Raw genomic sequence first — 24,675 nt, forward strand, 5'->3', positions numbered from 1 at the left:
AAATAAAATGCCATGCCTACTGTTTCTTTACCTGCCATTGTCCTCTCCTCCTGCGGAAGATTTCATCAACTATTGGGGAAGCCGCTCTATGGAGCACGGTTTATACGGGTTGAAAAATTCCATGCGCCAGGATTAGCACCTGCTTATGATGCATCCGGTGCCTACCATATTGATACGACAGGTAAAGCAGCTTATCATAAAAGGTTTCTACAGATACATGGGTTTTATAACCATAGGGCAGCTGTGCAAGATGAGACGGGTTTCTATCATATTGACTCTGAAGGGAGTAGTATATATGCAGCGCGTTATCAATGGGTAGGGAATTTTCAAGAGGAAAAATGTGTAGTCAACAATGCAGATGGGTTTTTTCATATCGATTTAAAGGGCGCAAGAATTTATCCTGAAATATATGATTATGTTGGAGATTTTAAAGAAGGCGCTGCAGTAGTGTATAAAAATGGCCAAGCTACGCATATAAATCAAGAGGGGAAATGGTTGCATGCTAAATGGTATAAGCGGCTTCATGTTTTTCACAAAGGTTATGCTATAGCGGAAGATGCCAAGGGATGGTTTCATATAGATAGGCGAGGGAAAGCACTTTATCCACAACGGTTTAAAAGGGTAGAACCTTTTTACAACGGTAGAGCCAAAGTAGAAACATGGGAAGGGGCATTGGGACAACTGGATAGCAGTGGTAGCATGCAGGTTTTTATTGCAGGGCCTAATCAATTTGATCAGGTACATGCTATCTCTGCGGAACTTGCTGCTTTTTGGAAAACCTATTTGATGCATACGGCTGTAACACTTGGCTTATGCCATAGCTTGCCTTGTACAACTACTGATTTGGCACAACAGTTAAATATAGCAGAGGAAAATATAGAAAGATTATTAAGGGCAATGTGGGAGATAGGGTGGGTAACCTATGAGCCAAGTAAAACCATATGGCAGCTGGCTACTAAAGGCAGTTGCTTTAAAAACATACCTTTCTTAGCCAAGGCGGCTACCCTGTGGGCGCAAGTTGCTGCAGCAGCCAATTGGTTAAAACTCCCTGATTTACTACGACAACCTTGTATAGCTTCTTTTCCTTCTTTTAAAGAAAAAGAGCGCTCTTCTAAAAAAAGAAGACAGTATTATGAAGCATTATTGGGTTATGCGGCCTGGGACTTTCAAGCGTTGCATCAAAAAATAGAAATACAAACTACAAAGCGTGTGCTATTATTTGGTGTGCGTGCCTTAGCTTTTATAGCTGTTCTAGGCAATCAAAATAAAGATCTATTGTTCCATTATTACCATGATCCTGTACTACCTAAGGCACTCATTCAAACTTTCAATGTTAAGCCAAAAAGTTTAAAGTCGTTAATGGCGCATTATGATTTAGCTATTTTTTGTCAATTTTTACAGCATTATGATGATGTTACGGTCATAACGTATCTTCAATTAGCTAAAAAACGGGTAACGCGTTTATTTATCATAGAAACCATGCTAACCCATGACAAGCCTACAGGGGGCATGGTCGATATAAATACCATGGTAGAAACAGGAGGCAAACTAAGAACATTAGCAGCATGGGAGCAATTACTAGGTCAAGTAGGCGCCTATAAGCTAGCCAATGTGCTTCCTATAACAGATTATTTAACCCTGGTTGATGTTATGCTATGCAAGATAGAATCCCATTAGAAGAAAAAGGGTTTATGGTTGTCCGACAGCTTATCCCTCTAGCATTGGCTGAGGCAGCATTGGCTGATATTAAGCATACCCTAACGAAACTAGCCCAAAGATTGTCTGTTCCAATAGCTGATTATATGTATTGTACAGGTAGATGGGCAACAGATTCTCCCGTTACAAAGTGTATATCTACATTAGATGTGTTTATTAAGCATTACCTTGAAGCATTGTGGCAATGTCCAGTAGTGGCTAAAAAAGCAAATGTTATTTGTAAAACGGCTGATTTGATTGAGTCTATTCCTTTTCATCAGGATATTGCGTATAGTTTTAATGCCCCCTATCATTTTTCTGTTTGGGTTGCATTAAACGATGTACGAGCAACCTCAGGAGCCCTTCAAGTCATCAAGGGAAGCCATCAATGGCCAGTAGCTCCATTGGTGGATTTTTGGCAACCTCATTTTGTGGATAGGAAGGCAGATATCTATAAAGACCAAATCGAAACATTACCTATTGCAACAGGAGATGCAATTATTTTTGACGCGAAATTATGGCATGGAAGTGCAGAGAACCTAGAAGCTAAGGATAGGTTTAGTTATGTTACAAGGTGGGTTATCCCAGCCAAGGAATTTCCAGAAATTCCTAAGCCGAAAGTTTCAGATTTTGGGCTGTTAAACTGCGGGTTTTTAACAGAACACATACTCAGAAAAGCGTTACCTTTATTTGTTCATCTTACAATTCCACAAAATAAAACAGAACTGATATATAGCTGGCTAAACTTGCTTACGCAACCGCTTCCTATCTCTGGCATAGATCCTATCCAAGCGCAACAAGATTTGTACAAGCTACTGATCTTAGAACAGGCTTCAACCTTACATGATGCAGGAGACAGCTTAGGGAAAGTATATAAAAATGTATGGTTTTCTTTGTTGCGCTTCCTAAATCAAAGTATAACGGTTGTAGGTAATTAACAAAAGGCCGTTGCAAATAGATTTTAAAGAGTTTAACTAAAAATTCGCTTTCATTCATTTCTAGCCAAACGAACGTTAGCTTTAATTTATTATTAATATTTAGGCGTTTATCTTGCAAAATCATTAATGACATGTAGCCTTTTGTATGCGGGGTTCCCAAATTTTAGGCTGTATCCTAGCACTTTACTTAACGCTATAGCTTATTAGGGGAAGAAAAATACCATACCAATTTGCTAATTTAGGATAACATAGCCTTATGGTTTGTGCATTATAGATTTACAGCCTAGGATTTATATATTGTTTACTTTCAATAGAAACAAATAGCATGATGTAACTGTAGCTTTATTGCTACATTAAGCCATTACAGCTCATATATACCGCTTAGCTTTAGCTGATTTTATGGTTTATTTTCACAATAATAATAAATAGCTATTATTAGGCATAATAATTATTTTTCTGTAAATAAAAACAAGTAGTCATTATAAACTTAGTAAGATAAATTTGTTATAACGTAATAAAGCAAAAGGCAAAAGGTAAAGCATATTAATGTAATAATTATAGGTTTATCCTTAATAGGGACATTGTTTATTGGAATTTATAGACTTTCCAGGATTATGCCGTAGGAAAAAGAAAAATGGTTACCAGTGTGATTGCTATTTCTTTTATAGCTACTATGTATGGCGGCAGAATTATTCTATTTTAAGTATTGATTTACAATAACTCTTCTTATTATTTTTTACTAGACAAACCAATCATTGCGCACGTGAAAAAGAGGAAGTAGGCGTGCCTTCTTGAAGGGGGCTCTTCTCCACTAAAAGTAATTGCTTAGAACAACCAGCCCTTTCTCCTCTGTTAAAAAAATAAAATACCCCCTTACGCTCTTACGAGAACTGGCTTCCGCATAACAAATGGTAGCGCTGATGCTATAGTTGTAACAACCATTATATTTTCAGTCTGGCGTCAAACTGTGCAGCTGTAACCTTTTGGCTTATTACAGCAATATGCTGCTTAATAAAAGCTATGGCTCTATTTTTACTCAATTTTTCATGCAGCTGTGCATAATGCTTCCCACTATCCTTTTGTAAAAAAGATAACAGACCTCCTTGAATATCAGATTCTTCTAATTCTCTATTTTTTAAATTATGCGCAGCATAATCCGTATAAATACGCTTTGCCTCTTCTATTACATCTGATTGCGTAACAGCCAAGTTATTATTACGTACAATACTGCCTAGTATAAACTCAAATTTCAAGTTCGCTTCCTCTACAGTATAGTAATAGGCTATCTCTTCTGCTGTTGCATTGGGATTATTCACGGAAATCCATTTTTTAATAAACGCTTCCGGCAATGCTATCTGATTATACTTGAACAGCTCCTCCCGCAAACTTTCATAAAAGGCATAGTGTGCTTCCATGCGCTTATCCTTTAAGATAACCTGCACAATAGCTGACCTAAACGCATCTTGCGAATCAGCAACACCCTCCCCCAAAAGCAGATTAAAAAAGGCAATATTTAGCTCCGCCGGCGTAACATGTGCGATCTTCTCTATAGTAAAAAGAGCAGACCAAACTGCTTCCTGCTTACAAAAAGCAGCCCATTCACGAAAAGTTAAACCTAAAAAAGCAGGGGAATGGTCTGCTAGCATTGCTTGTGTAATGGTTACCTTATCCCCCACGTGGCACCCTATTAAAGCGGCACGCAAAGGGCTAGGAACACGCTCCACAGCTATACGAACTTTTATTTGCTGTTGATATATACTATCCGTTAAGCTACCCTGCAATAGCGCATGCACATCGCTTTCCTTAAGCGGCAAGGCCTGGCCATGTACCCACTGCAAGCCCTCTATGAGTTCATCCACAAGCGCATCCTCTACCGATTCTATTTCAAATTCCGTAACAGAAATAGGGGGACCCAATGCCACATTATCTATGGCTAACAAGCCCACTTCATAAGAAAAAGTAAAAGAATCCTGTTGCAATAAATCAAGCTGCATGGGAACCGCAACCAATAATGGCTCTATAAAAATTGGTATGGCTTCCTCTGTAACATAATCTTGTAAAGCCTTGTAAGCTATTTTCCGCAGCTCCTCTGCAAGGATAGCTTGCCCATGCATTTTTTTTACTAATGCCAATGGAACAGCCCCTACCCTAAAACCTTTTAAACGAACTTTCTGCGCATAATGCTTCAGCTGTTGCTCAACAATAGCTTTATAATCAGATTCATGCAACGTAATAGAAATAATCCCATGCGCAGGGTTCATTTTATTAAACTGAATATCCAAAGTAAAACAGATTTAAAAAGCAAAAATAAATAGCTCCACCCTTAACTACCTGTATTAAGCAGAAAAGTACGGATGAAGGGACTCGAACCCCCACACCTTTCGGTACTAGATCCTAAGTCTAGCGCGTCTACCAGTTCCGCCACATCCGCAAAAATAATTCAACTAAATTATTTAAGTCTTAGTAAATATAGGGAAAGTAGACAGTAAGACAATAGCTATTGTTACAGTATACTCCCTGTCTAAATAAGTAAGAAGCGTAAATAAATTGAAACGATTGTTACGCCTATGTATTGGTTTAATAAAAATAGCAAGAAAATCATTACATTAGTACAAAAATACAAAGCCTTCCCTGGAAATCTTCCATAAAGATTATGGCTACTTTATAGGCCTTCCGACTATTGTATCATGGCATCCTACTAGCTCAATCCATGCAATGGCCTTTACTGGCCAGCAGCAACAAATGGAGCTTGCTTAAAAAATCCCCCTACTTTACATCATATCTATATAATAGAAATCAAACTCTTCAAATATTTTGGATTAATCTATAGATATATTTAAACTTACCTATCCTTCCACAGGTATCACAAGACAACGTACGGAATTTTAAACTTCTACCATGAATAAAAATTATTCATTTACAACCCTAAAAGAAAACAGACTGTTTTTTTACTTAATGGGTATTTTACTTTCCATTGGGGCATTTCCACTGATTTTATGGGACAAAATAAGTTTTTTTATACTAATCAAACAATGGCATCATCCCATTATGGATCGATTGGCGCCTTACCTTAGCTATGTAGGAGATGGCATTACGTATGGTTGTATAGTATTGGTAGCCATTTTAGTAGGAGCAAGCTACAGCAATATTTGCATCATGGCAGGGAGCTTTGGATTGATGTCTTGTGTAGTGCAACTCCTGTTCAAACGTGGCTTTTGTTCCCATCTGCTTAGGCCAACGGCATGCATTCCGTTGCATGCCCTGCATGTTGTAGCAGATGTTAAGCTAGAAAAGACGTTAACTTTTCCATCTGGACATGCTGCTACTATTTTTGTACTAGCATCTCTTATACAATTATTACATAATAAGCATAACAATGTTTTGTATACCTTTTCATTGCTGTTATTGGCGATACTGGTTTCTTATTCCAGAATTTATCTTTGTCAGCATTTTTACACAGATATTTATGCAGGGGCTTGTATTGGAACAGGCGCTTCATTGCTCGTATATGTTTGGGTAAACCAAACAAATATACACCTCTACTTAGGGCGTTTGGTGTATCATTTTATATACCGGAAGTAGCCGCATCGCATTAGGCTAGCTCCTTCCTGTACTACCATATCCCCCCTCTCCTCTATCTGTTGGCGCTAGTAGCGTTACCTCCTGCCATACAACCGTTGTATAACACGCAACAACCAACTGAGCAATTCTATCCCCATCTTGTATTACAAAAGATTCATTCCCTAAGTTAATCAGCAACACTTTAATGACTCCCCTATAATCGGCATCTATCGTACCTGGACTATTTAGAACGGTTATGCCTTGCTGCAATGCCAAACCACTGCGTGGCCTCACCTGGGCCTCATACCCTGCTGGCAACGCAATAGCTATCCCCGTGTCAATGGCCTTACGTTGACCAGGCTCTAAGCTAATCGGCAACGGAATAAAAGCACGTACATCCATCCCACTAGCCCCTAACGTGGCATAAGCAGGTAAAGGATGATGCGAATAATTGATAATAGGAATACGCATGCTATGCTTATTTATCTATCTACTGAATGACTATTTTTTTTGTATAGATGGATAGCTATCTGCTTGTATAGACTGTAGGTAACGGGCAAAGGCAAGCAATTTTTCTTCTTCCAAATAGTTACCTATAATCTGTATACCAATGGGTAAATTATTTTCATCTACCCCATTGGGCAATGAGAGGGCAGGTAAACCTGCAACGGAAGCTAATACGGTATAGAGATCAGCCCAATACATAGACAATGGATTATGTTCAAAACTATTAATTGGAAAAGCAGTGGTAGTAGTTGTAGGCAATAGAATAAAATCATACTGGCTTAAAATCTCTTGCAACGCTTTTTTGATCAAATTACGTACTTTCAACGCCTTCCCATAATAGGCTTCATACTGGCCATTACTCAACACAAAGGTCCCTAACATAATACGCTTTTTGACTTCCTTTGCAAAGCCTTCTGTCCTAGTTTTGCTGTATACTTCTTCCAATGTAACCGCATCACTACCCCTATAACCATAGCGTATACCGTCAAAACGGGCTAAATTGGTACTCGCCTCTGCATTAGTCAAAATGTAATAGGTAGGTAATGCATACTTTAACAATTCAAAATGAAGATGTGTGACTTGATTCCCCTCGCTCTGTAAACAAGCCAGACTACGCAACGTACGGGCCTTGATCGCTGGCTGTAACCCATCATGATGCAATGTTTCTGTTAAACAAGCAATGGTATAGTTATTTTTCTGCTGTGCTTCAGCGTTATGGGAAGCAGTTTTGTAAGGCACTACCATAGCATCTAAGCCATCCGGACCTGCTAGCACCTCTAGCACCGTTGCACAATCTGCTACCGTATGCGCTAGAATGCCTACTGTGTCTAAAGAAGAAGCATAAGCTACTACGCCATATCTGGAAATTTTTCCATACGAAGGCTTCAATCCTACTAACCCACAAAAGGCCGCTGGCTGCCTAACAGAGCCACCTGTATCCGTTCCAATGGAAACATGGCACATATTGGCCTTGACAGCTGCAGCAGACCCTCCAGAAGATCCTCCTGCTACACGTGTCCTATCTAAAGGATTCCGTACGGTACCAAAATACGTATTCTCTGAAGAGGACCCCATCCCAAATTCATCGCAGTTCTGATGACCTAGGATCAATGCATCTGCTTCTAAAAGCCGCTGGGTAACCGTAGCATGAAAGGGGGCTATATAATTGGTCAAAATTTTACTGCCTGCTTGCAAAGGATGATCTTTGTAGCTAATCATATCCTTTAACCCAACAACCATACCCGCTAAGGGAGCAGCTTTGCCTGCTGCTATTTTCTGATCAATGAGCGCTGCACGCTGGGTTGCTTCTTGCTCATAAACCTTTATAAAAGCATTTAACGCTCTTTGTGCTTGTACTTGCTGCAAAAATTGCGCAACAACTGTCTGAAGCGTAAGCGCCTGCGTATAGAGTAAAGGACGAAGTAAATAAAAAGAATTGAGATAAGAAGGAATATTAACCATAAGAAAAACAAAATATGTAAGCGTATACTATTGGTTTTCAGGAAAGAGAATTCCATTTAACCCTTTATAGCTGGCAAGTTCCATCTCTACGCTGCCCACTATCAGATTTACCCTTAGTTTAATGGGAACTTTATGCGCATCATCCGCAATAAATAGCTCTATAGGCCGTTCCCCGGCAAAAATAGTTCCTTTCGTAGGAATAATCGGAGCGAAAACATTGGTTAAAATGCTACCTAACTTCGTGGTAATTGTTTTTTTTCCTAAAAAAAGAATCCCTTCCTGCATTGCTCGACCATCCAATAGAAACCCAAAGGATAAATGCTGCCCAACTTCTAACTTGGAAACATCAATAGAACGAAGCGCACAAATCATACTAACCATATCCCATATAGGAGCTTCATCACTGCCAAACGGAAAATAATTCTCTACTTGTTTCATGTTATGCGTCGATTCTGCTACTGTCATATTAGCTTTTTTGCCCTTATAATCAAAATTAATTGATTCTTCTCTTATATAATCATTATCTTGAATACGGGCAAAAAACTTATGTGGACGCGCATCCACATCGAGATAGCTCTCATAGCTGTGGGAGACCTTAAACCCTAATAAAGCCACCGCTTTATTAGAAATACCCTTTACTTGTATTTTATAACAGCTCTGCTCATTACAGGAATGTACCTGATCATCTACCTGCATGGTAGCAGTACCTGCCTGTATGCCAAAAAAATACGCATGATAGGTTAACGCCTCCCCTAGTTGAAAAGGCAATACTGCTGTATGGGCCATCTGTAGCTGCACGCACAATATGCCCACAAGCAGAAGAAAGGAGCTCCCTAATTTTTGTATATAACGCACAAACCTAAATAAAAATGAACAACTATACATGATCCATTGATTTTTGAGACAATGAAACAAGGATACAATAAAAAACGTAATAAACCAATTGTTTTACTGTAAATAAACAACTATTTTATTAACTTTGCTTGCTAATGACCTACTATTGTATATAACACGAATGTCTACTATGACTCCTTCTCATGCCTGTTTACTTATCCTATAGCTGGCTTACGACAGTCTATACAATAGATCGCTGCTAACCTTCCAAAGCAAAAGGAATAATAGATTTTGGGTTGAACCCAAAGTAAGTTACAACAAAAGGAAAGGCAATCGGTAAATTAGAACCGAGCAGTAGCGTAGGGAGCGTACGTTTTTATGTTTAACCGCATAGCCACTACTATACAGTGATAACTACAATGGTCTAAATAAACAAACGTACAAAAGATGAAATGATAGATAGATAAATGGCTGTAGTGCGTTTGTAAAGGCATCCCATATGTCAATGAATAAAGAGTTGTAGACCAGTCACAAATCTGCTTGCAGCCGAATCCAGGATCTTTAGCAGCGTATAGCAGCACAAGCAATCAAATAGTTAATATTCAATAGATAGCCAAAACGCAATGGGTCAATACCCAATAAAAAAATAGGACCTATGATACCACACGACAGCTAAATAAGACAGCATACAGAAATGTATGCATATCCTATGCTTTTATTATCTTTTGCATAACTGAAAATGTTAATTTTACATCGTTTATTGCTTATCTTTTACAGAATTAAATTCCATACCTCAAATAATGGATGGTATACTATAAATAGGTCCCTATATTAGCTAATAGGATTTAGTATATTTTGTATGCAGTTATTTTTCCAAACAGCCATGGCCATATCCAAGAAAACAAACATTATCCCACGCAATATTTTTGCATTTATCTTGTATTTCATGAATCAGCAGCGGGCTGGCTTTAGTTTAATGTTCTTAACCAACATCATTTGGGCTGCTAATAATGCATTGTACCCCTACTTTACTAAGGTATTGGTGGATAAAATGACCAAACTCACGCCAGGTATTGAGCGTCCCATGCGGCTACTGGCGCTTCCCCTGGTGGGGATCATTCTATGCTTCTCCATTTCTGAAATTTTCGCTAGGATCTATGGTCTTTTAGTGATCTATGTTTGGCCTCAATTCCGAAAAAACATCCGTATGAGCCTCTTCTCCTACGCACAAGGCCATGCGCACAGCTATTTTATAACACATCTTACAGGCGGACTGGCTCATAAAATTGCAGAACTGCCACGGGCTTGTGAAAATATCGTAAGCACGCTTTTGGGTTCTTTCTTCTCAACATTACTGGGTTTTTGTATATCATTGTGTATTTTGCTCTTTAAAACCCCTATTATATTTAGTATCATTTTATTTAGTTTTGTACTACTTTTTGTAGCCATAACATTTGTAAACATGCGTACCATCAAAGAAATGGCTATCCATCATGCAGAAGCTATTTCCACATTAGATGGGCAAACAGTAGATAGTTTAAGCTGTATGCTTACTGTCCGTTTATTTGCACGTACTACCCATGAACGAGATTACCTACAAAAATACCAAGCGCATGAAATTAAACAGTCTCAAAAAGCTGCTAAGGCCATTCAAGTAGATTATGCCTGGAAAGGCTTACTCTCTTTCCTATTTATTTCGATTACTTTTTACACATTGGTTCATAGATGGAACCATAAACGGATTTCCATAGGCGATGTGACGCTTATTGCTTCGACTTTTGCCTATATCATGGGGTCCATTTGGCATAGCCACTTTCATCTTATACAGCTTGCCAAAGAAATTGGGGTTTCAAAAGCAGCCCTCTCTATTTTAAGCGAACCACATAGTATGACACATGCACCTACTGAAAAATCCTTATGCGTTACAGCGGGTAGCATTCATTTTAAAGGGGTTTCCTTTGGTTATATACCCGGATTAAATATATTTAATCAACTTTCTGTTACAATCAAAGGAAAACAAAAGATTGGATTAGTAGGATACTCTGGCTCTGGGAAATCTACTTTTATCAATCTGTTATTGCGGTTGTATGATCTCAATAAAGGCAATATATTAATTGATAATCAAGATATTTCATGTGTTTCACCGACTTCTTTATATAAGCAAATTGCCGTTATTCCACAGAATCCTATTCTTTTTCATCGTACTATTTTCGAAAACATTCAGTATGGGCGTTTAGACGCAACTGAAGCAGAAGTTTTAGAGGCAGCCAGATTGGCGTACTGCGACGAATTTGTCCAGCATTTAGAAAAGGGATGGGAAACTATAATTGGAGAGCGTGGTGCAAAACTTTCTGGTGGACAGCAGCAACGTATTGCTATTGCACGTGCTATTTTAAAAAACGCACCCATACTGATTATGGATGAGGCAACCTCTTCATTAGATTCTATTACAGAGCATCTTATTCAAACTAACCTAAAAGATTTCATGCAGCAGTGTACTACCCTGGTTATTGCCCATCGTTTGTCTACTTTAAATCACATGGATCGAATCTTAGTACTGCACCAAGGTAGGATTATCGAAGATGGCCCTATGCCAGAGCTATTAGCTAAAAAGGGGCATTTTTCCCGTCTTTGGCAAACACAAGCAGGTGGACTGCTTCCAGCATTAGAGCATGGGTAATTTATTCCTAAAAGATTATTATCGGGGTGTAGCGTAGCTTGGTTAGCGCACTAGGCTGGGGGTCTAGAGGTCGTGGGTTCAAATCCCACCACCCCGACTTTTTTATAGGCATCCCATTCTTTACTGTCCAATTTTGCAAAGGGATATGATTTTAAACAGAGCATTTTTTTTACAAAAAACCAATCTAGTAAGTACTAATTTACTGGGAAAGGTATTGTGCTATCGTGGCTTGCAAGGGATCATTACAGAAACGGAAAGTTATATTGGCGTGAATGACCCGGCTTGCCATGCAGCCAAAGGCTTTACCAAAAGAACCAAAGTTATGTTTGGTCCAGCTGGATTCAGCTATGTATATTTGATATATGGCATGTATCATTGTTTAAATATTGTCACAGAAGCATTGCATTTCCCAGCAGCTACTTTAATTAGGGGTATTAAACTTATACATCCTCCCTATACCTATTTAAATGGACCAGGAAAACTCTGTAAATATTTAGGAATTGATAGAACGCACAATGCCATAGATATTACTGACTCTAAACTGTTCTATATTAAGGATATAGGATTACAATTGCCTTACCAAACTACGCCTAGAATAGGTATCTCAAAAGGAATAGACAAAATGTGGCGTTACCTCGTTACGCAGGATACATTAATGAAAACAATACCACCGAACATCCAGGGATACATAGACCCGGACTTCCCTACTCCATTTTCACCAATAATAACCAATCTACCTTCGTCAGCTACTCTTTAATTTTATAAATAGCACATTATTTTCTCCCATTTATACTGCCGATAAATGCTTTTAACAGGTTTTTGAATAACCCAAGCTGCTAAATATGCCTGATGCGGACTAAAAATTTGTATGGCATAATCTTCCAATATTCCCCTATCCTTTCTCGCGCTAACTACTAATTGAGCACTTTGATCAGGGCCTATAGAGATAGTAAAAGCATTCAACGGATAGGATAACCCTTGACCTATATTTTTAACAAAGGCCTCTTTGCAAGTCCATAGGCTATAAAACTTTTTTTCTCTCTGCTGAGGGGGGGTATGATGCATTAATTGCCTGTATTCATAATGAGAAAAAAATCTCCTAGCAATATTCTCAAAGTTAATTGATTGTAAAAATTCTATATCAATTCCAACCGCTCTTTTTTTAGCAATGGCACATACAATACATTGATTAGAGTGAGATACGTTAAAGCACACATCTGCTACGCCAGGATTACAAACATAAGGTTTCCCATACAAGGTATAAGCAAATTGAATAGACTTAGGCGCTTGTAACAAATACATGGATAAGATCGAACGCAACATATACCTTGCACATATGTAACGCACCCTTGCTTGAGTAGAGGTGATTTTTTTTGCCTTCTCTACTTCATCTTTGGAAAAATCGGCTAACCAACCATCAACCGATACCTCAAGCGTGGGAAGCAGGCTATACCAGATATGTATGGCATTCTCTTCCAATTCCAAATGATTCCATCTGTCCAACACGCTCAACATATATACCCATAAACTTCCCCTCTTTCTACATAACCTGTATCTTCTCTATCTGATTTTCTATCTTTAACACTTAGGAAGTATAGTTAGGCCAAATTCCACACGCATACATTCCATTCTCCACACACCTATACACCTCTTTTGTCTCCCTCTCCCTCTATATCTTTATATCCCTGCTCCTAACTATTTCACTACCTCTCTTCTTTTGATACCCATTAACCTATACTAGCTGCTTCCTATCAGGATAATACAAAAAATTGCAATGCCAAGCAACGCTCTATTTCTTCTACTAAATTAAAAGCTGCCCACTACTAACCTCATAGCTCTATTATTATATTACAAGAAAAATTTTTTTATATAATCTACTTTTACAGGCGTGTACTTCTGTTTTATCTCAAGTGATCATCCCGTACCAACCTATCATCCTTTCTAATACGATACATGGCCAAAAGAGGGAAAACGCCAACGGATATAAGACATAGCAAGCTATAGGTCCATTTACTAGCTGGCTGGATATAGATACATAGCACGTTCAGCAATGTTAACAAGAACAGCATCAGCAACAGGCCACAGACCAAACGAAACTGTAGCTGCCTATTATCATGCCGCTTAATAGCATAAGCTGTTAGTATTATACTGAAACAAGCCAAACAAACAGCAGCAATAGAGAAGCTATACAGCAACCTACCTGCATGGCATACATCGCCTCTACTTACTTCTCCTATTATAGGCCACACAAGCCTAAGGAAAAAAAGCATAGCTATACCAATGATGCCTAAATACACCGATTGAATGCGCTGCAGCATGGTAATTATTTCAATTGTGGGCCATAGGCATATAGTAGACATACTAGACAACTGAATGGGACATTTCCCTTCAGGTATCAGCGGTCTGGACGGGACTCGAACCCGCGACCTCCTACGTGACAGGCAGGCATTCTAACCAGCTGAACTACCAGACCTTTAAGCTAACAAGTGGTATCATACCTATTTCATACCACCTCTTTACAAATGTAATGGATAAATTTTTATTTATCAATAGAATAAACTTTTTACCAAGAGAAGCAATTGCAAGTTCAATTTATCTTATGTAGATTCATGAATATCCATAATAAATAAAATTATTATGTGTATCTTAAGCCAATTGGCTTAAACTATAGGATTTATACACATTATAAATGTATAAAGCCTAATGATTTAATTATTATATAAATAATATATATACTTTATAAATTCAATTACAGATATAGATTAACTATGACTACAGCAGAAGTAATATCGACTATTTCCCGTAGAAACGGCGTAGACAAAAAGGACATAAGGAGTACTATGGATGAATTATGGCGTGTAATTCAAGATTCTATAGCGGACAATCAGCGTGTACATTTTAGCGGATTTGGTAGCTTCTTTAAAAAGAAACGAGCAAAGAAAATTGGACGTAATATTAGTACCAATACAGCTATTGTAGTAGAAGAACACTTTATTCCATCTTTTAAACCTTCTAAAGCTTTTGCAACTAAGATTAAGATGATGGTTTAAAGTTCCCTTATATTGTTAACCTATTCTGATACAATAACGGAATAGGTTAATCCCTCACTAAACTAAAAAGCAGCTACGTTAGAGCTACGTTGTGCAATGCTACATTCTCCTCAAATATAGCGTTTCTCCGCGCTCCCCTATTACCCTACAGCTGCAGCCTACCCAATTGCGCTACAAAAAAGAGAACCGCTTGAAGCGAATGGGAGCCCCTGATTGTATCTTTTTTCCTGCGTTGGCTTTGGTATTGCGCACAGAAAATAAAAATATCTCCCTATCTACTATACAAGCAATATATGACGTGGAAGACGCTTCCACTACCCAACCAGTGGTTCCTGCCCTATCCCCGCAAAAGGTAAACCTACGCAAAGAAAAGTTAGCATCGATTGTGCATGCGCATTATGGGCTTCTGTTATTGCCGCATGCAGAACAGCTGATCTGCCTACTCCCGCTGGATGTGACCCAAGTAAGAGAGGAGATGCTAGCACTTTCCTTATCAAGGGAAGCGGGCACGGAGGAGGAAACCGCTGCTCTGTTCCATAGCTGTTTCATTAGATAGAACCATAGCCTTTAGGCATTACGCAAATTAACAGCTATTCCCTTAATTGTATGGTACAGTTGCTATACAAACTACTTGTTTTTATACCAGTAAATTTTGTATACTTAAGCCCGGGTTAGGCTCTAGCCGTTGTATCATAAGCTATAGCTGTTCAAAAAAATTAACTTTTTATTATTCCTAATGGAACTATTCAATAATCTGCCCTTTATAATGGTAATAGGGTTTCTGTTATTAACCCTAGTAGTAGGGCTCTATTACAGTAGGAAAGTAAAGACGTTACGGGAATATGCAGTAGGAAATAAGGATTTTGCTACGGCTACGCTGGTGGCAACTATGTTGGCCACTAACTTTGGCGGAGGAGGTTTATTACGTAACGTGGAACAAACCTATGCAAAGGGACTTTTCTGGATACTATTTGGCTTATTTTCTTCTGCTATTGGTTTTTGGCTATTAACTCCTTTGATGTTGCGCATGGGGCCCTTTATGCAGCATCTTTCTTTAGCAGAAAGCATAGGGAATGCCTATGGTAGACTGCCTAGATTGGTTACTGCTTTGGTTTCCATTATTAGAAGCACTCTCGCAGTGGCTATGCAAATTATTGCTATTACCACAGCCATTGAGGTATGTATCAATTTAAGTGGTAGTGAAAACGAAAAGATGCTACAAGCTAGCATAACGGTACTAGCTACGCTTATACTTATCCTCTATTCCATGTTTGGTGGCATTCGTTCGGTTACCTTTACGGACGTATTACAGTTTATAACTTTTACGGCTATTATTCCCTTGGTAGCCTGGTTTCTATTTAAGTCAACCAACAAATCAATGGTAGCGGTAGCTTCCATCTTGCAAAAAGAACCAAGATTTCAATTAAGTACTTGTTTGCATGCAGGTAAACTATTGGCAATAATTGCATTGTTTCTAACCAGTTTAGCTTCTAATATAACACCCACTACTATACAGCGGATCTATATGGCTTCTAGTCCTATGCAGGCTAGAAAATTATTTGTATATGCTGGTTTTTTCAGTCTAATAATAACAGGTTCTATAACTTTAATAGCACTTTTACTTTTTGTTAAAGCGCCAACATTATCAGTAGCTGAAATTTGGCCCCATATATTTACAAACATTCCCTCTATTTTTAAAGGACTCGTTGCCATTAGTTTATTAGCGATGGCCATGTCTACGGCTGATTCTAAGTTAAATACTTGTGCTGTCCTGGTAAGCCATGATATCGTAGGTAGCATACAAGCTACCAAAGGGATAGCAGATAAGCATAAGCTTGGCTTGGCGAGATTAACTGTTTTAACAATGGGCATCCATGCTATGTTATTGGTCTTTCAAAGAAGGGATTTGCTTTCCTTATTGATGTTTGGTTTTGATGTTTCTGTTCCCATCATAACAGCTCCTTTTCTCTTGGCTGTGTATGGTTTTCGTAGCAGTTCCCGTACAGCGTTAATAGGAATGGCTACTGGGATATTAGCTATTTTTGCTTGGAACCGTTGGATTCAACCCATGGCTGGTATCAATGGCGCTTTCCCCTGTATGCTAGCCAACGGTCTGGCGATGCTACTTGCCCACTACCTGTTGCCGCAACCAGCAGGAACCGGCTGGGTAGCTCCTGATAAAATGTACCAATGAACTTTTAGCTCCTTTACCTTTATTTTTCACCAGAAAAACTATAATACTATTGTATCACTTTATTACACAATTTTGGTACATAAGCATAAAATATTTGGATTTGTAGCATTATATGTTGTATACTTAGTATGCGGCTGCATACAGCTGCTGTTGTTATAACAGGTTAAAGCCTATATGGTTTTACGAATAATCTATTAAGAATTAGATGCATCACAATGATACTATGTAACAATGTACCATTTGTAATGGTAGCGTTTTTCTTGCTATTAACTTTAATAGTAGGCCTTTATTACAGTAGAAAAGCAACTACTTTTCGGGAATATGCCATAGGAAATAAACAATTTGCTACAGCTACGTTAGTGGCAACTACATTAGCCACTGCTTTTGGAGGAGGAGTATTGGTGTCTACCGTAGAACAGGTTCATAAACTTGGTTTGTATTATATATGTTATTTACCTATAACAAATAGTATTAGTCTTTGGATCATTAGCTTACTAGCTGTCCGTATGGGGCCGTTTATGGAAAACCTTTCTTTACCAGAAACTATCGGTGATGTATATGGTAAGTACCCAAGAGTTATTACAGCCCTTGCTAGCATTGGCGCTTCTGTTGCTAGTCTTGCTACGCAAATTATTGTAATGTCCCAAACAATCAGTATGTGTGTAGACTTCTTAAATTTCCACATTGTTACCGTTTTTGCAACATTAACACTTGTTTTTTATTCTAGCTTTGGAGGGATTCGTGCCGTTACCTTTACGGATGTAATGCAATTTATAACCTTTACTATAATTATACCCCTGTTGGCTTTGTTTATGTTACATAAAGTTAACAAGCCAGTGGTAGAAATTATTTCCTGCTTACAAAGAAAAGAAAAGTTTCAGTTTAGTAACGTATTCCATTTTGATATTAAACTAGTGGCAATGATCACATTGATTTTATCAAACATAATGTCTTGGATAGAACCAACCACTATGCAAAAAGTATATATGTCTTCCGGCCCTATCCAAGCAAGAAAAGTTTTTGAGTATGCTAGTTTTTTTAGTTTTATTATAATGGGGTTCATCATTTTGATTGGGCTATTTATTTTTGTTGTGTCACCAGAATTGCCGGTAACAGGTATTTGGGATTTCATAATGGTCAACATTCCCTCTTTTTTAAAAGGATTTGTTTGTATCAGTTTGTTCGCTATGACGATGTCAACGGCTGATTCTGAACTAAGTACTTGTTCTGTTATGATTAGCCATGATATTTTAGAGAGTTTACGGAATGTAAAGGGAACTTCTTATACCAAGAGAGTTTGGGTGGCTAGACTCACCACTGTAATTTTAGGTTTATCTGCTATGTTTTTAGCGTTTAAGTATAATGATTTATTAGAGCTATTATTTTTAGTTTTTGATTTTTCTGTACCTATTGTAACAGCTCCTTTTATATTAATTATTTTTGGATTTAGAGGAACATCCCGTACAGCCTTAATAGGTATGGCTACTGGCATATTAGCTATTTTATCTTGGAATCACTGGATTAAACCAATGACTGCTATAGATGGTGCTTTCTTTTGCATGCTGGCCAACGGTTTAGCCATGCTAGCAGCCCACTACCTATTGCCGCACCCAGCAGGAACCGGCTGGGTGCCTCCTGATAAAATTTATCTACAAAAGCAACAAGAAAAGAAAAGAATTGCGAAGCGTAATAAAAAAGAACGTGCCATTTTTTTTACAAAAGAAAATTTAGCCAAGCTGAAACCCAGTGCCATTACATTGGTATTAGTAGGGATTTATTTGGTTGTATCTAGTTTAGTTAGCATCTGTTATTACAACGCGCAAACAAAGACAGTATGGGCATGTATTCCCTTTTTTATGTTAGGGGTTGCTTATATAGGCTATGTAGCCTTCTTTGCTAACAAAATCCCAGATGGGGCAATAGGAAAATATTGGTTTATAAGTGTATTAGTTGGATTCCCGCTCCATCTCCTCCTTAGCTGTTGTCTTTGCGAAACACTTTTAGTCCCCTTTATTTTATTTTTTACCCATGGAACAGTTCTATTGTGGACACTTCCGTTCTATTGGAGCCTAAGAGCGCTAGCTATTACGACAGGGGGTATACTAATAGCTATTTGCTGTTGTAAAGCAACGGTAGTATGGCCTGATCCTATGATAGTATTGCCTTTGGTAGGAGTGGGCTCATTTCTAGTAATGTCAGTTGTGTATTTTAAAAAACAAAATAGAATTCAGCAGGAACGGGTAGCCTATTTCCTGCAGAAACAAGCTACACAAGAAGCCTATGAACTAAAAAAATTAGCCTATAGTGAAGAACTCCCTACTGCTTCCCCCCAAAATACCTTAGCCCAAGAGGGAACTATTTTAGAAAAAGCCATCCAAAATGTTACGCAATCTATTGCCTTTGTAGATAGTACCACTCCCTTCCTTAAGGAAGACTTCCAAAGCATCATCGATAAATTTGCAGGATGGGCTTACTATTTTAGATCACGAGCCAAACGCCAAGACCAGCTTCTTTTACAACCGACTGCTATCCCATTAGAAGCGCTTATCGATGCAGGAGAGGTAGCCTACCAAAAAGAAAAAGGTTACTTACCTGGTTTATGGGTAGAGGAAGTCGTAAATATACCCGATACCATGCTAGGCGATAGGGAGCAGTTGGTACGGCTTCTCTTCCTGGCTCTTAACCATGTAAGGCAATCCAGCGCTTCCTTTCGTTCCCCTATTACGCTACAGCTGCAACTTACCCAATTGCGCTACAAAAAGAGAGAACCGCTTGAAGCGGATGGAGATCCTGATTGTATCTCTTTTCCTGCGTTGGCGCTAATATTGTGTGTTGGAGAAAAAAGCATGCCTACCCTACAAGCAGTATATGACGTAGAAGACGCTTCCACTACCCAACCAATGGATCCTTTTGTATCTCCGCAAATGGTAAACCTTCGCAAAGAAAATTTAGCATCGATTGTGCATGCGCACTATGGGCTTCTGTTGTTGCCGCATGCAGAACAATTGGTCTGCCTACTCCCGCTGGATGTGTCCCAAGTAAGAGAGGAGATGCTAGCACTTTCCTTACCGAGGGAAGCGGGTACGCAGGAGGAAGACTCTATTACGCCCCATGAAAAGACTGCATCATTAGCAAGATTGTCGTCGTTTCATGATTGGATTCCTTCCTTTGAAAGTATAGATCCTTTCCTTATTGCAGAGATATTGCTTTTACTGCGGCGTTGCTATGGATTTAAACGGCATGCATCGGGTCAGCTTTTTTATGTACGTGCCGTAGGGATTGCTGAGTGGGTAGCTGCCTGGACAGATGGCCATGCTAAACTGGTTTATGCGACGCTACTGTATGATTTGGTCCGCTATACCCGCTTGCCGCTTTCCTATATCAAAGCCAATTACCACCTAATCGTTTACTGCTTTGTAGAAAATACAATCGCTATCGATAGCCGGAAGCGTTTAGAGGAATCGCTGCTGGCTATTGCCAACCGCTTGAAGGAATCCTTGCAAAAAGAGCATATTTCTGTACTCTATGTGAAGCTGGCAGAGCGGCTATACGATTTAAAACAGGCTTCCGGATACAAAGATCCTACCATTGTACAAGCCATGGCCAAAGAAAGTTTAACCATTGACGTGGAGCTGGCCCAGCGCTATGGAGAACCAGGTATGGCTATTCTTTTGAAGCACGCAGCTGAGGAAGCATTGGCTGGTGCTAAGCCTACAGAACCTGAAGAAGGGATGAATCCTTGATGGCTTTTTAAGGTATATAATATATCTTATATTATAATAATTTCGGTCATGCTTTTTTACATTATTATTGTATAATACCATACAATTAATTAATGTGCATTACCTGATGTAACGGCTAGTGTAGAAGGTTCTTTTTGAAACAATGTTGATACATAAATGTAAATCACTTGGTTTTATAGCTTTATATATTGTATACTTAGCTGTGGTTAAACTATAGCTATTGTATCATAGGCTATAGCTGTACAAAACTAATTTTATTCATAATGACACTATGCAATAATTTACCCCTTGTAATGGTAATGGCTTTTCTGCTACTGACCTTAGTAGTAGGATTGTATTACAGTAGGAAAGTAACCACTTTTCGAGAATATGCGGTAGGAAATAAGCAATTTGCTACGGCTACATTGATAGCGACCACATTGGCCACTGGTATAGGAGCTCCAGCATTAGTTTCCGTTGTAGAAGAGATCCATAGCCAAGGATTATGTTGGGTTATTGTGATGCCACTTTCTGCTTTTAGTTACTGGTTGATTAGGCCATTGGCATTTCGTATGGGACCATTTATGCAACATTTTTCTATAGCAGAAACATTAGGTAATGTGTATGGTAGTAGTTTGCGGATTATTACAGCTTTGATCTGTATCTTGGCTTCTATTACTTATATCGCATTACAAATTAAAATCATGTCCATGGCTATTGGTACATGTATAAATAACATGGATATTTATTATACCAAGTATACTATTATAGGAGCTACTTCTGTACTTATTTTTTATGCAGTATGTGGTGGTATTCGATCTGTTACCTTTACAGATATATTACAATTTGTCACTTTTACCAGTGTAATTCCTTTTTTAGCATGGTTTATGTTTGTAAAAACTGATAAATCAATATTTGATATTATTCCTATTTTGCAGTGTCAACCAAAATTTCACATTAGTAGTGTGTTTACTTGGAGTAGCCAGCCCATAGCAATGATTTCATTGCTTTTAACTTGCTTCTTTTCTGCTGTTGAGCCACCTATTATGCAAAGAGTATATATGGCTTCTAGTCCTGCTCAAGCGAAAAAAGTATTTGGTTATTGTACTGTTTTCAGTTTTATTATATGCATCTTTATTGTTTTAATTGGTATTTTTACTTTTGTAGGTTCTCCTCAGTTACGAACTGAAAGAATTTGGCAGCATGTTATGCAACAGATCCCCTTTGCTTTTAAAGGGTTTATAGCCATTAGCTTATTAGCCATGGCTATGTCTACAGCTGATTCTAATCTTAATAGCTGTTCGGTTATGCTTAGCCATGATATCTTAGGGCCTATACAAAAAAGAACAGGTATAGTATTTTCTTTAAGTCCACTTTGGATTGCCAGATTAACAGTACTATTAGTAGGAATTTCTGCTATGATTGTAGTCTTTCATTATGATAATGTATATGCATTAATGCTACTGGCAATAGATTGGTACATACCAATGGTACTTGCCCCTTATATTTTAGCCATTTTTGGGTTTCGCGGAACATCTCATACTGCTATCATTGGTATATGCATGGGTGCGTTCACTATTCTAGTTTGGAATCGATTAATTATACCTAAAACTGGTATAGAAGGTTCTTTTTTTTGCATGCTAGCCAACGGCTTAGCCATGCTAGCTGCCCATTACCTACTGCCCCAGCCAGCAGGAACTGGCTGGGTGCCTCCTGATAAGATCTACCAACAAAGACAGCAAGAAAAAGCAAGAATCAAAAGGCGTAGTAAACAAGAACGTGCCATTTTTTTTACAAAAGAAAATTTAGCCAAGCTGAAACCCAATGCCATTACATTGGTATTAGTAGGGATTTACTTAATTGTATCTAGCTTAGTTAGCAGCTGTTATTACAACGCGCAAACAAAGACAGTATGGGCATGTATTCCCTTTTTTATGTTAGGGGTTGGGTATATAGGCTATGTAGCCTTCTTTGCTAACAAAATCCCAGATGGGGCAATAGGAAAATATTGGTTTATAAGTGTATTAGTTGGATTCCCGCTCCATCTTCTCTTTAGCTGCTTCCTATGCAAAACACTTTTGGTTCCCTTTATTTTATTTTTTACCCATGGAACAGTTCTATTATGGACACTTCCGTTCTATTGGAGCCTAAGAGGGCTAGCTATTACGGCAGGGGGTATGCTAGTAGTTATTTGCTGTTGTAAAGCAACGGTAGTATGGCCTCCTATTATACTATTATTGCCCATACTACCATTTGGTTTGCTGTTTTTGGTGGGTAATGTTTGGGCAAAAAACAGTATTGTACAAAAGGAATCCCGTAATCTTTATTTCCTGCAGAAACAAGCTACACAAGAAGCCTATGAACTAAAAAAATTAGCCTATAGTGAAGAACTCCCTACTGCTTCTCCCCAAAATACCTTAGCCCAAGAGGGAACTATTTTAGAAAAAGCCATCCAAAATGTTACGCAATCTATTGCCTTTGTAGATAGTACCACTCCCTTCCTTAAGGAAGACTTCCAAAGCATCATCGATAAATTTGCAGAATGGGCCTACTATTTAAAGCAGCGGGCCAAACGCCAGGACCAGCTTCTTTTACAACCGACTGCTATCCCATTAGAAGCGCTTATCGATGCAGGAGAGGTAGCCTACCAAAAAGAAAAAGGTTGCTTACCTGGTTTATGGGTAGAGGAATTCGTAAATATGCCCGCTACGATGCTAGGCGATAGGGAGCAGTTGGTACGGCTTCTCTTCCTGGCTCTTAACCATGTAAGGCAATCCAGCGCTTCCTTTCGTTCCCCTATTACGCTACAGCTGCAGCCTACCCAACTGCGCTACAAAAAGAGAGAACCGCTTGAAGCGGATGGAGATCCTGATTGTATCTCTTTTCCTGCGTTGGCGTTGGTAGTACATACAGAAAATAAACAGATCCCCCTGCCTATCTTACAAACCATATATGACGTGGAAGGTCCTGCCGTTACCCAACCGGTGGTTTCTGCCCTATCTCCGCAAAAGGTAAACCTACACAAAGAAAAGTTAGCATCGATTGTGTATGCGCACTATGGGCTTTTGCTATGGCCCCATGCAGAGCAGCTGGTCTGCCTACTCCCGCTGGATGTGTCCCAAGTAAGAGAGGAAATGCTAGCGCTTTCCTTGCCAAGGGAAGCGGGTACGCAGGAGGAAGCCTCTATTACGCCCCATGAAAAGACCGCATCGTTAGCAAGATTGTCGTCGTTTCATGATTGGATTCCTTCCTTTGAAAGTATAGATCCTTTCCTTATTGCAGAGATACTGCTCTTATTAAGGCGCTGCTATGGATTTAAACGGCATGCATCGGGGCAGCTTTTTTATGTACGTGCCGTAGGAATTGCTGAGTGGGTAGCTGCCTGGACAGATGGCCATGCTAAACTGGTTTATGCGACGCTACTGTATGATTTGGTCCGCTATACCCGCTTGCCGCTTTCCTATATCAAAGCCAATTATCATCTAATCGTTTACTGTTTTGTAGAAAATACAATTGCTATCGATAGCCGGAAGCGTTTAGAGGAATCGCTGCTGGCTATTACCAACCGCTTGAAGGAATCCTTGCAAAAAGAACATATTTCTGTACTCTATGTGAAGCTGGCAGAGCGGCTATACGATTTAAAACAGGCTTCCGGTTACAAAGATCCTACCATTGTACAAGCCATGGCCAAAGAAAGTTTAACCATCGATGTGGAGCTGGCCCAGCGCTATGGAGAACCAGGCATGGCGATCCTCTTGAAGCAGGCAGCGGAGGAAGTATTGGCTGGTAATAAGCCTACAGAACCTGAAGGAGGGATGAAGCCTTGATGGCTTTTTAAGGTATATACCTTATATTATAATTTCGGTCATGCTTTTTTACATTATTATTGTATAATACCATACAATTAATGTGCATTACCTGATGTAACGGCTAGTGTAGAAGGTTCTTTTTGAAACAATATTGATACATAAATGTAAATCACTTGGTTTTATAGCTTTATATATTGTATACTTAGCTGTGGTTGAGCTATAGT

Annotated in this window: 16 protein-coding genes and 3 tRNA genes; 11 read left to right on the forward strand and 8 right to left on the reverse strand. The window is 38.8% G+C overall.

Going from position 1 to position 24,675, the window contains the following annotated elements:
• Window positions 1-12 precede the first annotated feature (12 nt).
• Both DK880_RS01440 and DK880_RS01445 read left to right on the forward strand, forming a co-directional pair.
• On the forward strand, window positions 13-1,677 hold the full coding sequence (locus DK880_RS01440) for a WG repeat-containing protein (RefSeq protein ID WP_109997063.1): 1,665 nt from the start codon (window positions 13-15) through the stop codon (window positions 1,675-1,677).
• Window positions 1,656-2,633 carry a phytanoyl-CoA dioxygenase family protein gene (locus DK880_RS01445; protein WP_109997064.1) on the forward strand — a complete coding sequence of 326 codons (978 nt, stop codon included), beginning with the start codon at window positions 1,656-1,658 and terminating at the stop codon, window positions 2,631-2,633. Before DK880_RS01440 ends, DK880_RS01445 begins: the two co-directional genes overlap by 22 nt.
• A gap of 941 nt (window positions 2,634-3,574) precedes the next feature.
• Here the strand turns inward: DK880_RS01445 and DK880_RS01450 are convergent.
• Both DK880_RS01450 and DK880_RS01455 read right to left on the reverse strand, forming a co-directional pair.
• Complete coding sequence (locus DK880_RS01450; protein WP_162534098.1) at window positions 3,575-4,894, reverse strand: trigger factor; 1,320 nt, start codon at window positions 4,892-4,894, stop codon at window positions 3,575-3,577.
• An 88-nt stretch (window positions 4,895-4,982) separates the two neighbouring features.
• Window positions 4,983-5,064, reverse strand: a tRNA-Leu gene (locus DK880_RS01455).
• Between the two features lie 467 nt (window positions 5,065-5,531).
• Here DK880_RS01455 and DK880_RS01460 point away from each other — a divergent pair.
• A complete protein-coding gene (locus DK880_RS01460; RefSeq protein ID WP_109997066.1) occupies window positions 5,532-6,215 on the forward strand; it encodes a phosphatase PAP2 family protein in 684 nt (227 codons plus the stop codon).
• Between the two features lie 15 nt (window positions 6,216-6,230).
• Here DK880_RS01460 and dut read toward each other — a convergent pair whose 3' ends face one another.
• The 3 genes from dut to DK880_RS01475 are packed head-to-tail and all read right to left on the reverse strand — an operon-like array spanning window position 6,231 to window position 9,017.
• Window positions 6,231-6,665 carry a dUTP diphosphatase gene (gene dut, locus DK880_RS01465; RefSeq protein ID WP_109997067.1) on the reverse strand — a complete coding sequence of 145 codons (435 nt, stop codon included), beginning with the start codon at window positions 6,663-6,665 and terminating at the stop codon, window positions 6,231-6,233.
• Between the two features lie 30 nt (window positions 6,666-6,695).
• Window positions 6,696-8,162, reverse strand: a complete 1,467-nt coding sequence (gene gatA / locus DK880_RS01470; RefSeq protein WP_109997068.1) for an Asp-tRNA(Asn)/Glu-tRNA(Gln) amidotransferase subunit GatA — start codon at window positions 8,160-8,162, stop codon at window positions 6,696-6,698.
• A 27-nt stretch (window positions 8,163-8,189) separates the two neighbouring features.
• Window positions 8,190-9,017 carry a DUF3108 domain-containing protein gene (locus DK880_RS01475; RefSeq protein WP_162534099.1) on the reverse strand — a complete coding sequence of 276 codons (828 nt, stop codon included), beginning with the start codon at window positions 9,015-9,017 and terminating at the stop codon, window positions 8,190-8,192.
• Between the two features lie 862 nt (window positions 9,018-9,879).
• Here DK880_RS01475 and DK880_RS01480 point away from each other — a divergent pair.
• The 3 genes from DK880_RS01480 to DK880_RS01490 all read left to right on the forward strand — a co-directional run bounded on the left by DK880_RS01480 (window position 9,880) and on the right by DK880_RS01490 (window position 12,433).
• Window positions 9,880-11,676: an ABC transporter ATP-binding protein gene (locus tag DK880_RS01480; protein ID WP_162534100.1), complete on the forward strand. Its 1,797-nt coding sequence runs from the start codon at window positions 9,880-9,882 to the stop codon at window positions 11,674-11,676.
• A 22-nt stretch (window positions 11,677-11,698) separates the two neighbouring features.
• Window positions 11,699-11,773, forward strand: a tRNA-Pro gene (locus DK880_RS01485).
• Window positions 11,774-11,821: 48 nt separating this feature from the next.
• Window positions 11,822-12,433 (forward strand): DNA-3-methyladenine glycosylase, encoded by a 612-nt coding sequence (locus tag DK880_RS01490; protein WP_109997071.1) that lies wholly within the window; start codon window positions 11,822-11,824, stop codon window positions 12,431-12,433.
• A gap of 2 nt (window positions 12,434-12,435) precedes the next feature.
• Here DK880_RS01490 and DK880_RS01495 read toward each other — a convergent pair whose 3' ends face one another.
• The 3 genes from DK880_RS01495 to DK880_RS01505 form a co-directional block, all read right to left on the reverse strand.
• Window positions 12,436-13,191 carry a 4'-phosphopantetheinyl transferase family protein gene (locus DK880_RS01495; RefSeq protein WP_109997072.1) on the reverse strand — a complete coding sequence of 252 codons (756 nt, stop codon included), beginning with the start codon at window positions 13,189-13,191 and terminating at the stop codon, window positions 12,436-12,438.
• Between the two features lie 386 nt (window positions 13,192-13,577).
• On the reverse strand, window positions 13,578-14,036 hold the full coding sequence (locus tag DK880_RS01500) for a DUF4293 family protein (RefSeq protein WP_109997073.1): 459 nt from the start codon (window positions 14,034-14,036) through the stop codon (window positions 13,578-13,580).
• A gap of 39 nt (window positions 14,037-14,075) precedes the next feature.
• Window positions 14,076-14,149 (reverse strand) — tRNA-Asp (locus DK880_RS01505).
• A 295-nt stretch (window positions 14,150-14,444) separates the two neighbouring features.
• Here DK880_RS01505 and DK880_RS01510 point away from each other — a divergent pair.
• The 5 genes from DK880_RS01510 (at window position 14,445) to DK880_RS01530 (ending at window position 24,469) form a co-directional block, all read left to right on the forward strand.
• Complete coding sequence (locus tag DK880_RS01510) at window positions 14,445-14,726, forward strand: HU family DNA-binding protein (protein WP_109997074.1); 282 nt, start codon at window positions 14,445-14,447, stop codon at window positions 14,724-14,726.
• A 91-nt stretch (window positions 14,727-14,817) separates the two neighbouring features.
• Entirely contained in the window at window positions 14,818-15,282 is a 465-nt protein-coding gene (locus tag DK880_RS01515) for a hypothetical protein (RefSeq protein ID WP_109997075.1), read from the forward strand.
• Window positions 15,283-15,462: 180 nt separating this feature from the next.
• Entirely contained in the window at window positions 15,463-16,920 is a 1,458-nt protein-coding gene (locus DK880_RS01520) for a sodium:solute symporter family protein (protein ID WP_109997076.1), read from the forward strand.
• A gap of 215 nt (window positions 16,921-17,135) precedes the next feature.
• Window positions 17,136-20,663: a sodium:solute symporter family transporter gene (locus DK880_RS01525; RefSeq protein ID WP_109997077.1), complete on the forward strand. Its 3,528-nt coding sequence runs from the start codon at window positions 17,136-17,138 to the stop codon at window positions 20,661-20,663.
• Between the two features lie 263 nt (window positions 20,664-20,926).
• Window positions 20,927-24,469, forward strand: a complete 3,543-nt coding sequence (locus DK880_RS01530; RefSeq protein WP_109997078.1) for a sodium:solute symporter family transporter — start codon at window positions 20,927-20,929, stop codon at window positions 24,467-24,469.
• Window positions 24,470-24,675 lie beyond the last annotated feature (206 nt).

The organism is Candidatus Cardinium hertigii (genome assembly GCF_003176915.1).
GTDB lineage: Bacteria > Bacteroidota > Bacteroidia > Cytophagales > Amoebophilaceae > Cardinium > Cardinium hertigii_A.